Annotated in this window: 7 protein-coding genes; 1 reads left to right on the top strand and 6 read right to left on the bottom strand. The window is 69.3% G+C overall.

Features of this window, described 5'->3' with window-relative positions:
- Window positions 1-8 precede the first annotated feature (8 nt).
- Together KALB_RS23420 and KALB_RS23415 are read right to left on the bottom strand one after the other, a co-directional pair.
- Window positions 9-737, bottom strand: a complete 729-nt coding sequence (locus KALB_RS23420; RefSeq protein WP_030110922.1) for a thaumatin family protein — start codon at window positions 735-737, stop codon at window positions 9-11.
- 143 nt (window positions 738-880) lie between these two features.
- Window positions 881-1834, bottom strand: a complete 954-nt coding sequence (locus tag KALB_RS23415; RefSeq protein WP_201772030.1) for an NADP-dependent oxidoreductase — start codon at window positions 1832-1834, stop codon at window positions 881-883.
- A gap of 153 nt (window positions 1835-1987) precedes the next feature.
- Between KALB_RS23415 and KALB_RS23410 the strand changes: the two genes are divergently transcribed.
- Complete coding sequence (locus KALB_RS23410; RefSeq protein ID WP_025358139.1) at window positions 1988-2368, top strand: winged helix-turn-helix transcriptional regulator; 381 nt, start codon at window positions 1988-1990, stop codon at window positions 2366-2368.
- A gap of 31 nt (window positions 2369-2399) precedes the next feature.
- On the opposite strand, the gene KALB_RS23405 is transcribed toward KALB_RS23410, so the two are convergent.
- The 4 genes from KALB_RS23405 to KALB_RS23390 form a co-directional block, all read right to left on the bottom strand.
- Complete coding sequence (locus tag KALB_RS23405) at window positions 2400-3335, bottom strand: glycoside hydrolase family 16 protein (RefSeq protein WP_081789944.1); 936 nt, start codon at window positions 3333-3335, stop codon at window positions 2400-2402.
- A 231-nt stretch (window positions 3336-3566) separates the two neighbouring features.
- Window positions 3567-4361 (bottom strand): phytanoyl-CoA dioxygenase family protein, encoded by a 795-nt coding sequence (locus tag KALB_RS23400; RefSeq protein WP_025358137.1) that lies wholly within the window; start codon window positions 4359-4361, stop codon window positions 3567-3569.
- 108 nt (window positions 4362-4469) lie between these two features.
- Window positions 4470-8201 carry a non-ribosomal peptide synthetase gene (locus KALB_RS23395; protein WP_030110920.1) on the bottom strand — a complete coding sequence of 1244 codons (3732 nt, stop codon included), beginning with the start codon at window positions 8199-8201 and terminating at the stop codon, window positions 4470-4472.
- A 36-nt stretch (window positions 8202-8237) separates the two neighbouring features.
- Window positions 8238-15071, bottom strand: coding sequence for a non-ribosomal peptide synthetase (locus KALB_RS23390; RefSeq protein WP_025358135.1), 6834 nt, complete (start codon window positions 15069-15071; stop codon window positions 8238-8240).
- Window positions 15072-15078 lie beyond the last annotated feature (7 nt).

Here is a 15078-nt window from a genome sequence, read left to right as displayed (position 1 = left end):
TTTCCCCCTCAGTGGAAGGTGACCGTGAACCCGGAGCAGGAGGAGCACTGGCGCATCACCCTGTTGCCGGGCACGGTGTCCTGCTTGGACCAGGTGTACGCCTTGGGGCAGTGGGAGGTCAGGTTGCGGCTGTAGCTGGTTTCCGCGTCCCGGTTGGGGTTCACACACAGCTTCCCGCCCGCGGTGAGGTCTCCGCTGGGACAGTACGGCAACAGGTTCTCGGGGCAGCCCATCTGCTCACAGCTGCCACCGCCCGGGGGAGGCGCGGGTGCGTTGCGCGGGGAGATGGTGATGGGCAGGGAGAAGGCGTTGACGTAGCTGACGTCGTACCAGGGTGCGAGCGAGTCGCCCGCGTCGAAGTTGAACTCGGCGAGGCTGGCGGGCTGCTCGCCGGTGGTGCAGTGGTCGGCGGCCGGTCCGCAGTCGCCGATCTGGCAGTGGAAGCCGTTGCCGGACTGGCCGGTGCAACCCTGGCGGGCGAAGAACTTGCCGCGCCAGTGGCCGGGTGCGGACGCCTCCGGGATGGTCACGGTGGCCGACTGGCCCGGTGCGAGCCTGGGCAGCTTGGCGAAGTTCACCGAGCCGTCGGCGTTGACCGTGCTGCCGATCCACAGGGTTTGCTTGGTGCCATTGACAAAGGTGACCGTGTGCTGGGTGCGGGCGTGGGCCACCGGAGCGGCGGCGATCGTGGCCAGCAGCAGGGAGCACAGTGCGAAGAGGATTCGTCGAAGGTGCATTGCTGGTTCCTTTCCCGAACCAGCAGCACACTGCTCGGGACGGGCACTCGTCTAGGTGTTTTCCCCTTTTTCCGCTGAGACGCTGGACAAAGGACGCGCGCCGGGTGGCCCTCGCGCCCGGCGAGGGCCACCCGGTGCCGGTCTCAGCCCGTCACGCTCAGCACGAGCTTGCCCCGGGTGTGGCCGTTCTCACCGCGGGCGTGGGCCTGGGCGGCCTGCTCCAGCGGGAAGACCTCCGCCACCTCCGCCGCCACCGCACCGGTGTCGATCAGGTCGGCGATCGTGGTCAGCGCGGGGCCGTCCGGCTCCACCAGGAACGGGCTCGTCCGCACCCCAAGAGCCTGCGCGGCCTGATGCAGCTCGGGGGAGACCCCGGACGGGATCGCGACGAGCAGGCCGCCGGGGTGCAGCACCCGCAACGACCGGGTGCTGGTGCTGTCCTGCCCGTCCCCGATCAGGTCGATGACCAGGTCCATGTCCTGGACGACTTCCTCGAACCGGGTCGTGGTGTAGTCCACGAGTTCGTCGGCGCCGAGCTTGGTGAGCCAGTCGTGCCGCTTGGCGCTCGCGGTGCCGATGACGTGGGCGCCCAGGTGCTTGGCGAACTGCACCGCGAAGTGCCCCACCCCGCCCGCGGCCGCGTGGATCAGCACGCGCTGACCGGGCTGGAGGTCGGCGGTGTCCACCAGTGCCTGCCACGCGGTGAGCGCGGCCAGCGGCACGGCGGCCGCCTGCTCGTGGCTGACACTGCTGGGCTTGCGGGCGAACTGCCGGGCCGGTGCGGTGACGTACTCGGCGTAGCCGCCCGCGGCACGCGGGAACCAGGGCATGCCGTACACCCCGTCCCCGGGGGCCAGCGTGGTCACCCCGAAGCCGACCTGCTCCACCACCCCGGACACGTCCCAGCCGAGGATGAACGGCGGCTCGCCCAGCACCCCGGCCATGCCGCCGCCGGAACGGGTCTTCCAGTCCACTGGGTTGACGCCCGCGGCGTGCACCCGCACGAGGACCTCGGTCGGCAGCGGCTCGGGCCGGGGCACCCGCTCCAGCCGCAGCACGTCCTGGCCGCCGAAGCCGTGCTGGACCACCGCGCGCATTGGGGATGCGGACATGACAACTCCTCAGAGAAATATCGGCCAAGACCGTTGCGTGGCCTCTCCTTGTACGATGCCGACCGTATCTCCGGGGATATAGTTACCCGCAAGGGTTGCTACTTCCCATTGGGAAGTAGCCTGGTGAGGAGCGTGAGGATGACCATCGCCTGCACGACCGGTCAGCACTCGGACCACGACGTGTACGCGGCGCAGTGCCCCTGCCGCGCCATGCTGGACCTGTTGGCCAACAAGTGGTCCGCGCTGGCCATCGGGGCCCTGGAGGAGGGGCCGCTGCGCTTCGGCGAGTTGCAGCGCTGCCTACAGGGCGTCAGCCCCAAGGTGCTCACGCAGACCCTGCGCAGGCTGGAGACCTTCGGCTTCCTCGACCGCACAGTCATTCCCGCGGTGCCCCTGCACGTGGAGTACTCGCTGACCGAGCTCGGGCGCAGCGCGGCCGTGCCCCTGGGCCAGCTGCGCTCCTGGGTGGAGGAGAACGTGGACCGGTCCGCGGCCGTCCAGCCCTGTGCGGGGGACTGATCCTCCCGGATCGCCGGTGCCGCTGAGGACCTCAGCGCGCCACGCGGCAGCCCGTGTCCAGGGTGTCCTCGTGGTGGGTCCCCGCCGCCCGGTACCGGGCAGCGCGGTCCGCGGCCTCGGCCGGGGACACCACCTCGTCGCGGGTGTAGTAGGTCCAGGCCACCTGCTGGGTGTAGGTGCTCCGGCCGCCTTGGTGCGCCTCGGTGTCGATGAGCCAGGTGTTGTAGCTCAACGACATGGGCTGCCGGGGTGCCACGCTCTCCCCGTCGGGGTCCAGCGAGTGGTCGGCGGTGAGCTCGCCGTCGATGTAGTACTTCACGTGCCCCTCCGCGACCTGGGTGACCAGCTCGTGCCATCCCGCCATGGACCGGGTCTGCGTGTTGTAGGCCCGGTGGGTGAGGTCCAGCGGGTCCGGGCGGTAGGTGTGGTAGCTGGTCTGGTAGTTCGTGGCCTCGCCCACGCCCCAGCCACCGTTGGGCAGGTACTCGGCGAAGTCCAGTTCGCTGTAGAGCGGGTCGTAGTCCCCGTTGAGCGGGCTGATCGCGAAGTAGGTCTCGTTGACGTGGTCGCCGTCGGCCCCCTCGGACGGGGCGTCGGTGAAGCGGATCCGGCTCGCGTAGGTGCCCTCGTAGAACCGCCGCCTGCCCTGGGACAGCTCGGCCTGCGTGGTGCCGCCCGCGGACCCGTCGGTGGAGACGCTCAGTTGCAGCACCTTGCCCCCGTCCGCGTCGGGGAAGGCGATGTTGTCCGGGGACCAGGTCGCGCCAGGCACGCCGGGACCGCCCGAGCCGCCGCGGGCCTGCCAGCCGTTGGCCGAGAAGGCGGGGTCGGCCGTGGAGGAGTACTGGAAGTCGTCGAAGAACGCGCCGCACCGCGGGGCCGCGGCCGAGGGCAGCGCGGTGGCGGTGGTCGCGAGCGTGCTCAGCGCACAGCCCAACACAACAGCGCGAGTCCTTGACCAGTGCACCAGGCACACTCCTTCTGCCGCTCGTGGCGCCGGAAGGTAGCCCTCGGGCCGGTCCCTGTACAGACCAGGCGTCCGCAAGGGCAACAAATCCGGTGCGCCCGGTCAGTGCCGCCACCTGTCGGACAGGTCGCCGGACCCTGACCGGGCGCACCGCGACCGGGACTGGCTCGCAGCCCGGTCAGCGACACGCGGCGCAAGGCCGCGCGGCCGCGGTTCGCCGTTCGATCGGATTCATGCGCCCAGGCCCGCTTCCCACGCGGTGAGCGCGGTGGAGTCCGTCGACACCAGGAACTCCGGTCGCGGATTGGGGACCGGCACGGGCGCGTTGTCCACGCTGTTGTACGTGATCAACAGCAGCCGCCGGTCCTGCGGGGACATGTTCGTACCGGACCCGTGGATGAGCCGCGGATCGAACAACAGCAGGCTGCCCGCGGTGCCAGTGGCCGCGCGGATACCGAGGTCCGCCGCGACCGAGGCCAGTTGCCGCGGGCTCAGTTGGTAGTTGAGGTCGGCCTTGAGGTTCGCGGCCCAGTCATCCCCGGCGCTGCGCCGCTCGGTCCGCACCGTGCCCAGCAGGTGCGAACCAGGCAGGAACAGCAGCGGACCGTTGAAGTCCGTCGCGTCGTCGAGGAACAGCGCGATGTTCATCGCCCGCGGGGTGCGCATGCCGTCCTCGCGCTCCCAGAAGATGTAGTCCTGGTGCCAAGGCCACACGTCGCCACGCAGCGCCAGCTTGGCGTTGACCTTCGACTGGTACACGTAGACCTTGCTCTCAAGGACCTGCTCCGCCGCCCCCAGCAACCTCGGCAGCCGGGTGAGCCGGTCGAACAGCGAGCTGACCTGGTGGCAGCCGTGCACGCCGCGCACGGTCGTGCCGTCCGTCTCGAGCATGCGGCCGGGGTGGTCCAGCGCGAACAACGTCTCGACATCGTCCCGCACCAGCGCGAGATCCGCGGGCGGGATGACGTCGGGAACGACGACGAACCCCTCGGTGTGGTAGGTGGCGAACTGCGAATCGGTGAGCATGTTCTCCCCCGACAATCTCTCGGTGATTACCCTGGTGATCTGCACCAGTGGTACTGACTGAACGCGGCGTCGCCCTGTGCGATCGGCTGCACCTCCGTTGGTGCGGGCTCAATGGCCCTGGGTTGCCATCTCCGCCAGGAATTCCGCGATCGCCCCGACTTGGGGCTCCTGGAAGAGCGAGAAGTGGTCGCCCGCGATCACCCGGGTGTCCACCAGACCCGGGCACAACTCCCGCCACCTCGCGCTGGCCTTCTCCCGCACAGCCGGGTCGGTGTCAGCACTCTGTAGCAGGGCAACGGGTCCGGACCACGGCGCTGGCACGTACCTGCTGGCCGCCAGCGAGTGCACGTGGTACAGCTCGAGGCGTCGTTGCAGGTGCTCCCTCGCCACCGCCGAGAGCTCGCTCGGGTCCTGGCCGGTGACGTCCTGGATGGTCACCGGATCGCCATCGAGCAGCAGCTCGGGCGGGTACGTGTCCACCAGGACCACCATGGCGGGGCGCTCACCCGCGCTGGCCAACCGGCGGGCCAGTTCCAGCGCGACCAGGCCGCCCATCGACCAGCCGAGCAGCACGTGCGGTCCGGGGACCCCGGCGACCTCCGCGACGTACCGGTCGGCCAGGCCGGTCACGTCCTGACCGGCGTCCGGTTCGGTGGGAGCTTGCAGGGCGTACACCGGACGGCCCAGTTCCGGCCGCAGGGACAGCGAACGAAACCCCAGCACATCGCCCCCTGCCGGGTGAACGCAGATCAATGGCAGCCCGGCACCGTCCCTGCGCAAACGCACCAGACTGCCCAGTCGGACCGACGAGCTGGCGGTGCGCACCAGCCGCGCCAGGCGTGTGGCGGAGGCCAGCCGATGGCCACTGTCATCGTCATCCGCGTCGAACAGCACGGTCACGGGCAGGCTCAGGCCCATCGCCTCGTTGATCCTCGCGATGAGCTGCACCGCGAGCAACGAGTGCCCACCCAGGTCGAAGAAGTCCTCGTCCGCACCGACCTGGGTACCGAGCAACTCCTCCATGCAGTGGAGGATGACCAGTTCCACCGTGTCGACGGGCTGGGCCAGGTGGCGCGACCGGGCTGTCGTGGACTGCTCGGCCAGCGAGCGGACATCGACCTTCCCGTTCGTGGTCAACGGGATCTCGCTGATCCGGTGGTACTCCTCCGGGACCAGCTCCGCCGGGAGGCGCTCGCGGACGAACGCGTCGATCTCCGCCTCGGGCGGGGCGTCGGCGAGGAGGTACGCGACCAGGCGTGTGCCGCGGTTCTCGTCGTTGCTCGCCACCACAACCGCGTCGCGGACAGCCTCGTGCTCCAGGAGGGCGGCGCGTACCTCCTCGGGTTCGACGCGGACACCCCTGATCTTGACTTGGTCGTCCACCCTGCCCACGTAGTGCAGGCCTCCACCGGGCGTGTGGCAGGCCAGGTCACCAGTCCGGTAGAGCCGGCCGCCGGGGGTGTTCGCGAACGGGTCCGGCACGAACCGTTGCGCCGTCAGGCCGGGGGCCGAGTGGTAGCCCCTGGCCAGCCCGGCACCACCGATGTAGATCTCGCCCGTGACACCGACGCCGACCGGTCGTAGCCGCTGGTCCAACACGTAGATCTGGGTGTTCGCGATCGGCCGCCCGATCGTCACCGGTCCTGTCGTGGTGGTGACCTCGTGGACGCTGCACCCGACGGTGGCTTCGGTTGGCCCGTACTCGTTGAACAACCTGGTCGGCCCATCGCGCCACGGCCGGGCGACGTCCGCGGTCAGCGCCTCACCGCCCACGACGAGCGCCCGCACCCGACCGGCGAGTTGGTCAAAGCTGTGGTTCAGTACCTTCAAGTGCGACGGGGTCAACTTCAGTATCGCGGGTTCGTCCAGAGTGGGCAGGCCCTCGGCCAGCCGTAGCACGTCCCGCCACGCGGGGTTGATCCGCACCGAACCGCCAGCCACCAACGGTGTGAACAGGCTGGTGACGGTCAGGTCGAACGCGACCGAGGAGTGCAGCACGGCTGCCGTGTCGGCTGTTCCGTACGCGGCGGCACTCCACCGCACGTAGTTGGCCACGGCGCTGTGCGGGATCATGACGCCCTTCGGGACACCCGTCGACCCGGAGGTGAAGATCACGTACGCCAGGTTGTCCGGTGTCACCCCGGAGTCGGGGCGAGGGCAGGTCGGCCTGCTCTCGGTGATGTCCAGCACCTCGAAGCCGCCGACCCACCGGTCGGGGTCGTCGGTGACCAGGTGCGTCGAGCCGACCCGACCCAGCAACGTGGCCACCCGGTGTGCGGGAAGGTCGACGTCCAAGGGCACGTACCCGCCCCCGGCCTTCAGGACGCCGAGCAACGCCACCACGAGGTTCGCCGAATGCCGCACGCCGACCCCGACCAGGACCTCCGGGCCGACGCCTCGCGCCCGCAGCACCCCGGCGAGGGCGTTCGCCCGCTCGTCGAGTTCGCGGTACGACAACCGCTCATCACCGCTGTGCACCGCAACCGCGTTCGGGGTCGCGGCCGCCTGGTCCTCGAACAGCTCGTGGAGGCAGCGGGCAGGTTCGGTGTTGGCCGTCAGGTTGAAGCGGACCACGAGGTCGTGCCGGGTCGGCGCGTCCAGTGGGTCGAGGTCGGCCACCCGGACCGTCGGGTCACCGGTCACCTCGGCGAGAACGGTGGCGTACTGCCGGGCCAAGACGGTCACGTAGTCGTGTGCGAAGCGGTCCGGTACGTAGTGCCAGACGAATCGGACCGTGTCCGCACCGACCACGCACTCCAGTTTGAGGTCGTACGACTCGGCCTCGACGTCCTCCCAGTCCAAGGTGAAGGTGACCGCTCCGGCGGCCAGCGGTTCGACCGCGGTCTTGTACTCGAAGGCCGCTTCCCATGCGACGGGTTCGGTGGCGTAGGGGTCGAGCAGGCACTCCGCCAACTCGTCCACTTCGGACAGTTCGGCCTCGGTGCTTGCCACGAGCTCGTTGAACCTGGTGTCCTCGCCGATCTCGCTGCGCACGCCGACCCACCGGGCCAGCGGCCCGGCACAGTCCCGCAACTCGTCCAGGTCCCGGCCGGGAAAGCAGGTGCCGACGGTCAGGTCTGGCCGGCCGGAGACCCGGGACAGCAGGACCTGCCAGCACGCCAGCAAAACGCATTCCACCGACGTGTTCAACCTGGCGGCGCAGCTGTGCAGCGCCTGGGGCATCTCGACGGTCACGTACCGGCCGTCGGTCAGTGCGCCCTCCTGATGCCCGCCCGCGAGTGGCAGACGCAGCAGGGTGTTCACGGACCGGCGGCGCAGCAGCGCGACGGCCTCCTCCTGCGGTTCCTGTCCCAGTTCATGTTGCCACTGCGCGAGTTGGCTGTGTCGAAGACCGACATGGTCCAACGGATCCTGCCGGTAGGCCGACACCAGATCGGCGACTATCGTGCGCAATGCCGCGCTGTCCACGACGAGGGCCGTGGTCGTGATCAGCAGTGCGTGGTCGTCGGGTCCACGCGTGATCAGCACCACCCTGAGCGGCGATCCCGTGTGGAGGTCGCCACGCGCGGTCCACTCCGCGCGCCGGATCCGCTCCAGATGCGACTGTCCATTAAGGACAATTCGACGCACCGCGACCAGAGGTGCCTCATCGGACACCACCTGGACCGCGGTCATTCCGTCCTGTACCGGATGGAACGAGGTGCGCAGCATCTCGCGCTCCCGAACCACTGTGGCGAAGGCGGACGCCAGCCGGTCCACGTCCAGCTGGCCACGGATCCGGACCAGTGCCTGCGCCCGGCACTCCCGGCCGCGTTGCCGTTGCTGCCACACGCGCAACTGCTGTGCAGACAGCCGATATCCCTCGACCTGAACCGCCATGACCTCGTCCGTTCTCGAGCAGCTGATCCCAGTGGATCAGCCGAAACTCATCATGTCGCCCATGGCCACGAGCAGCTTCCGCTTGCCACCGAACGGGTTGCGGGCGTGGGCGACCGAGATGTTGTCCAGCATCAGCACATCACCCACCTGCCACGGGAAGCTGACCTCCAACTCCGCGTACACCCGGCAGATCTCGGCCATGGCGTCGTCCGGGATGGGAGTGCCGTCGCCGAACCGGCAGTCCCGGGGGAGTTCGTCACGATCGAAGGTCGCCAGGATCGACTTCCGCGTCCGCTCGTCGAGGCACGAGAGGTGCCAGTGCTGCGCCTGGTTGAACCACGACCACTCGCCGGACACCGGATGGCGGAGTACCGAAGGACGTACCGCCGAGGTGTACAGCCGGTCGTCCCGCCACTCGTACCGCAGGCCCTGCGCGACGCACCGCGCCTGGACCTCGGCACGGCTGTTGGTCCGGAACGCCGTGCGCCAGTCGAGGCCCAGGCCGGTGCCGTACCCGCGCAGGTACATCACGTTCTTCGCGGCGAACTCCGCGCGCAGGTCCGGATGGAGGGTCCGGTACATGACCCGGCTGTCAACGATCGGCGTCTCCCCACCCCATGTCGCCGGGCACTTGGCGCAGAACCAGATCCGTCCTGGGCCGCTGTCGTTGAAGGAGTCCCGGTTGTGCCACAGCAGCTTCTCCTCCGGTGGGAAGAGCGTGGGCGGGTAGGCTCGGCCGTTCAGCGAGGACTGCGAGTGCTCGCCGTTGTCGACGAACAGATCGGTCACGAAGACGGAGGCGAACCGTTCCAGTTCCTCGGATTCGGTGATTTCGAAGCCGCGGAACAACAGCGCCCCGCTGGTGAGGAGCGCATCATCCAGCATGGCTCGGTTATTCCGCGCCCACGCGACCAGGTCGACCTGTTCCTGATTCGGTGTGGCCACCACCGGCAGGGTGGTCCCCGGTGCGAGAGGAGCCAGGCCAACCAGGTCCGCGGAGTTCGCGATGACCTTCTTCGGCGCGGTTCGCTTCAGCTCGCGCAGGCGGCCCCGCACGCTGTTCCTGTCCATTCCGTGCGTCTTGCCCCGCTCCGGTCGGGGGCGGGACAGCTCGGCCCGGTGGTCTGGCTGCTCGGCGAGGGCGGTCACGAGCCGCACGTAGTCCGCCGCCAGCAGGGTGACCGCATCCCGGTCGAACACCTGAACGTCGTACTCCCAGGCGCCGACGATCGTCGTACCTTCCTCGGCCATCAGCAGGGTCAGGTCGAACCGGGTGGTGTCCAGGTCGAACTCCAGCGGATCGAGGCGGACACCAGGCAGCGTCCGGTTGCCGCGCCGGGTGTTGTCCAGCATCAGGTTGGTCTGGAACAGCGGGCTGTGGCCGCGGTCGCGTGGCGGGTTCACCACCTTCACGACCTCCTCGAACGGCAGGTCCTGGTGCGCGTACGCGGCCAAGGTCGTGGCACGTGCCCGGCACACCAGCTCCCGCCAGGTCGGTTCACCGTCCACAGTGGTGCGCAGCACGACCTGGTTGACGAAGAAGCCGATCAGGTTCTCCACCGCCGGGTCCGACCGGTTGGCGAGGTTCGCGCCAACGGCGAGGTCGGTCGAGCCGGTCCGCTCGTGCAGCAGCGCGTACAGCGCGGAGAGCAGGACCATGAACAGGGTCGCGTCCTCCTGCCGGGCCAGGGCGTGGATCTTGTCCGCGGTCGTGCTCGGGATGGTGAACTCCACCCGGTGGCCGACGAACTGCGCCGGGGCCTCGCGGGGACGGGTCATCGGCAGCGCGGGGATCTCCAGAATGCCCGCGAGCTGGTCGCGCCAGTAGTCCCGGGCCTTCGCCAGGTGGCCCTCGTCGAGCAGACAACGTTGCCACACGGCGTAGTCCGCGTACTGGACCGGGAGATCGGGCAGCACCGGCGGACGGTTCTCCTGCCGCGCCGCGTACAGCTCGCTGAACTCGTCCAGCAGCACGCCGGTGGACCACCCGTCGAACGAGATGTGGTGCACGCTCACCAGCAGCAAGTGCTCGGTGGCGGACAGCCGGACCAGGTGGGTCCGCATCACGGGGCCGTTGGCCAGGTCGAACGCCCGGACGGACTCGGCAAGCGCCAATCGCATCGCCTCGGCCTCGGGATCGTCGACGGTGCTGACGTCCACGGTGACCAGGTCGACCGGCTGGTACTGCTGTACGGACTGGTAGGGCCGGCCGTCCTCGGTGACGAGCACCGTCCTGAGCACTTCGTGCCGGCGGACGATCTCGTTGAGCGCGTGGTGCAAGGCTGGCACGTCCAGGTCCCCGGTCAGCCGGACGTACAGGGGGACGTTGTACCGAGGATTGTCGGGCGCGAGCTGGTGCAGGAACCAGAGGCGTTCCTGCGCGCGGGAAGTGGGCATCAAGGTAGTGCGGGGCACAGGTGCCAGCGCGGGCGTGGTGGAACCCGAGGCCTGAGCGCACAGTTCCTCGACCGCTGCCGCCATGTCGGCCAGGACCGGTTTCTCGAAGGGGGTGCGTATCGGGATGTCGACCCCGAGCGCGTCGCGCAGCCGGTACAGCAGCTGGAACGTGAGCAGCGAATGGCCGCCCAGTTCGAAGAAGTGGTCGTCCGACCCGATGCCGTCCTTGACGAGCAGTTCCTCCCAGATGTCGGCGATCGTCCGCTCGGTCGGTGTCAGCGGCCGTGTGTCCCGGCCGTGCGCGTGTGATCGGTCGTCGAGCGCCATCAACTCCCGCAGCACCAGGTGATCCACCTTGCCGCTGGGCGTCAAGGGGAACTCGCGCAGCAGCACGTAACGGGCGGGCACCATGTGTGCCGGCAGGTGTGCTTTGGCGTGCGCCGCCACCGCGGTGAGCCTTCGTGCGGCGGTCGTTCGCCACATCGGGTCGTTCGCGTACTCGCCAGAACCGGCAGCCTTGGGCGCGGCGGGGTTGGCAACCGCGGGCGCAGATGTTGGCTGGAGGAGCACATCGTACGAGCCGTCGGGGGCGCCAGCTGCCCAGCTGAGGTCGACCTCGTAGGACAGCCGCTCGGCCAGCGCGCGGACCTCGTCCGGATCGATTCCCGCTGGTGCCGCCACACTCGCGCGCGGCACTTCTCCGGCCGGTGCGTCGGCCAGCGCGACACGCCCGCCAAGCGCCTCGGACAGCCGGGAGTTGGCCAGGTTCCGCAGCTGGATCCGTCGCGGCTGGCGCCCGGTCAGCAGGTTCTCGATCGCCGCGAGGTCCATGCCGACCGCGTTGTGACTGTCCCATTCGGACTGTTCAAGTCGGTTCCCGCCGACCTCGATGACGACGTCGTACCGGTAGGAGACCAGTTCGTTGCGGTACGGCCCGGGTTTTGGCACCACCCGCACAGCGCTGACACGCTCCCAGCGTTGTGCCAGGTCGGTGAACAGGCGCGGGTCGACGCACAGTTCCTCCTCGCCGTCGACACCGCGCCGGACGCGGGCGCGCAGGGTGCCGGCGGTGTCCCCGTTCGCCGCCTGGTGCATGACGACGTCGGTGTGGAACAGGTCCAACATCGCGAAATTCCGGACGTCCCCGACGAAGACGTGGCCGCGTACCGGGATCGCGGCGACAGCCTGCCGGATGATGTCGGTGAGGTAGTCGACCGACGGGAAGTACTGGACCACCGAGTTCATGATCACGGTGTCGTACTCATCACCTTCGGTGATGCTCCGGTGCGCCGGTGCGGCCCGCAGGTCGACCCGGTCCACGAGGTCCGGCACGGCCTGGGCCAACGCCTCCCGGACGTGGTCGACCACCGAAGCGGACAGGTCCGTCGCCCGGTAGCTGACGCACTCGGGTGCGACGCGGGCCAGGATCATTCCGGTGCCACAGCCGATCTCAAGCGCGTGGCGGGGCCGCAGGGCATGGATGGCGGCCACGGTGTTGTCCAGCCAGGACCGCATCTCGTCCTCGGCGATGGGGCTACCGGTGAAGCTGCTGGTCCAACCGGCCAGGTCGAAGAACGGCGTCGGCGAGGTTTGTAGGTCCCCGTACAGGTTCTGGTACAGCATCTCCCACTGGTCGACCACGTTCTCCGCCTGACCGGGATCGGGCGTGCCCGCCTCAACCCGGACGAACGCGACCAGCTCGGCACCGGAGGGGCGGTCGGCGACCTCGACGGCGGCCTGCCGGACGTGCTGGTGCCCCTCCAGCACCGCTGCGATCTCTCCCGGCTCGACTCGATGGCCGCGCACCTTGGCCTGGTCGTCCACCCTGGACAGGAACTCCAGCTCGCCGTCGCCGCGCCACCGGACGAGGTCGCCCGTCCGGTACAGCCGCCCTCCGGGCAGTTGCCCGAACGGATCCGGCACGAACCGTTCCGCGGTCAGGTCAGGCCGCCGCCAGTACCCGTGCGAGACACCGGCACCGCCGACGTAGAGTTCCCCCGCCACGCCAACCGGAACCGGACGCATCCGGTCGTCGAGGACGTAGCAGCACGTGTTGTGGATCGGCCGCCCGATCGGCACCCGCGAACCCACCTGGTCGGCGGTTTCGTAACACGCGCACGCCACAGCTGTCTCGGTGGGCCCGTACTCGTTGAACAGCCTGGCCGTGTGCCACTGGGGGAGTTGTTCCTCGTACAGGGCTTCACCGCCGACGACCAGAGACCGGGCCCACTGACTGTCGACGGCGGCATCGGCGAGCAGTTGGAGGTGCGATGGCGTGAGCTTGACCAAGCTCAGGTTGGTCATCCGCTCCGCACAGGTCCGCAACGCCTCCCCGGGCGCGCCGGACTCGTCCAGCAGGATCAACCGCTGTCCGACCAGCAACGGCGCGAACACGCTCGTCACCGTCATGTCCGCACTCAGCGAGGAGTGCAGCGGCACCCCGTCGCCCTCCGCGACCGCGAACGCCTCCACCGCCCACAGCAGGTAGTTGACGAGGTTGCGGTGTGACAGCATCACCCCCTTGGGGCCGCCGGTCGAACCCGAGGTGTAGATCACGTACATCGGGTCGTCCGGCCGGCACCGAACCTCGCTCAAGGCGCCGTCCGCGGACCACTCGTCCACGAGGACGATCCGCGCGGTCTCGGGCCGCAACCGGTTGGCGAACTGGGACTCGGTGACCAGGAACCCGGCGGTGCTGTCGTCGAGCAGCCACCGCAGCCGAGCGTCGGGGTGCTGGGGATCCAGGGGGACGTAGGCGGCCCCGGCCTTCATGATGCCCAGCAGTGTGACTGGCAACGCCGGCGACCGGGAAAGCAGCACGCCCACCAGTGATCCACGTCCGACACCGAGCCCACGCAGGTGTTCGGCGAACGCGCTGGCCCGCTGGCTCAGTTCGCCGTAGGTCAGCTCTTCGGTCGAGGCGGTGACGGCGATGGCGTCGGGCGTGCGCCGGGCCTGTGCCTCGACCAACTCGACCACCGTCGTGTCCGGGACGGCGCGGTCGGTGCCGTTGCCCTCGGTGAGCAGTCGCCGCTGGTCATCCTCGGTCATCATCGGGAGATCGCGTAGCAGGGTGTCGGGCGCGTGGGCCGCGGCTTCGAGCAGCACGGTGAACGACCGCGCGATCCGCGCCACCGTCGAGTGGTCGAACAGATCCGTCGCGTAGATCAGCTGGCACTCCAGCCCGGCTGGGGTCTCGACGAGGCTGAGGTCCAGGTCGAACCGGGCACCGGTCTGCTCGACCTCGAGCGGGGTGATCACCATGCCCGGCGCCATCTCGACCGCCTCGGGCTGGTTGTGCAGCACGCAGTTGACCTGGTAGACGGGGTTGCGGCTGAGGTCGCGCTCCGGCTGGATCGTCTGCACGAGCAGGTCCAGCGGGATGTCCTGGTGCTCGTAGGCGGCAAGGCAGGTCGTCCTGGTGTGGCGGACGAACTCCCGGAACGGCACGTGCCCGGACGGGCGGCCCCGCAGCACCACCGAGTTGGCGAAGAACCCGATGAGGGAGTGGAACTCGGTGAACCTGCGGTTGGCCACGGCCGTACCGACCAGGATGTCGTCCTGCCCGCTGTAACGCGCCAGCACGGTCTGGAATGCTGCCAGGAGCACCATGTAGAGCGTGGCGCCGGTCTCCCGGGCCACCGCGTGGATCCGGTCCAGTACCGTGTCCGGAACGACGAAGTTGTGCGCGGCACCGCGATAGCTCGCGTGTGCGGGCCGCAGCCGGTCGGTGGGCAGGCGCAGCAGTTCTGGTGCCCGCGCGAGCTGCGCCGTCCAGTACCCGATCTGGTCGGCGGCTTCCTCGCTCGCCAACCAGTCCTGTTGCCAGCGGGCGTAGTCGGCGTACTGCAACGGCAACTCGGGCAACGGGCTGGGCTTGTCGGCCAGGTAGGCGTCGTACAACGCGGCGACCTCACGGGAGAAGACCGCGAGCGCCCAGCCGTCGACGACCGCGTGGTGGAACGTCAACAGCAGGATCGATTCGTGCCAGTCCATCCGCAGCAGGTGGAACCGCACCAGGGGGTCGGTGGCGAGGTCGAACGGGGCCGACTCCTCGGTCGCCATCAGCCGACGCAGCTCCTGCTGCCGCTGTGTCGGCGACAGCCCGGTCAGGTCGATGATCGGCAGCTGGCGTGGTTCGGCGGGGCGTACCCGTTGCTTGATCTCGCCCTCGTGCACCACGAGTGCTGTCCGTAGCGCCTCGTGGCGAAGCAGGATTTCGTTCAGGGCGTGTTCGAGGGCGTCGGGTCGCACCCGCCCGGTGAGGCGGCACGGGACCGAACTGACGTAGGCGGTGCTGTGCCGATCCATCTCGTGCAGGAACACCATCCGACGCTGGGTGAACGAGGGCGGGGCGTACTCCTGCTCGCCGTCCAGCGCCTGTGCGACTATCCCTCTCTCCCAGAGCCGTCGCCGTAGCTCGGCCCGCTTGCCCGGTTGCAGTTCGGCGATCCGCGCCGCCAGGTCCGTCATCAGGACA

Source organism: Kutzneria viridogrisea DSM 43870, from assembly GCF_000525635.1.
Classification (GTDB): domain Bacteria; phylum Actinomycetota; class Actinomycetes; order Mycobacteriales; family Pseudonocardiaceae; genus Kutzneria; species Kutzneria viridogrisea.
Note: the sequence above shows the minus strand (reverse complement) of the source record. Positions and strands in the feature narration are given on the sequence as shown.

What these genes read in the sequence shown, in the direction of transcription:
- KALB_RS23420 (WP_030110922.1), bottom strand. Translation starts at nt 737, where the DNA reads ATGCACCTTCGACGAATCCTCTTCGCACTGTGCTCCCTGCTGCTGGCC.
- KALB_RS23415 (WP_201772030.1), bottom strand. Translation starts at nt 1,834, where the DNA reads ATGCGCGCGGTGGTCCAGCACGGCTTCGGCGGCCAGGACGTGCTGCGG.
- KALB_RS23410 (WP_025358139.1), top strand. Translation starts at nt 1,988, where the DNA reads ATGACCATCGCCTGCACGACCGGTCAGCACTCGGACCACGACGTGTAC.
- KALB_RS23400 (WP_025358137.1), bottom strand. Translation starts at nt 4,361, where the DNA reads ATGCTCACCGATTCGCAGTTCGCCACCTACCACACCGAGGGGTTCGTC.
- KALB_RS23395 (WP_030110920.1), bottom strand. Translation starts at nt 8,201, where the DNA reads ATGGCGGTTCAGGTCGAGGGATATCGGCTGTCTGCACAGCAGTTGCGC.
- KALB_RS23390 (WP_025358135.1), bottom strand. Translation starts at nt 15,071, where the DNA reads ATGACGGACCTGGCGGCGCGGATCGCCGAACTGCAACCGGGCAAGCGG.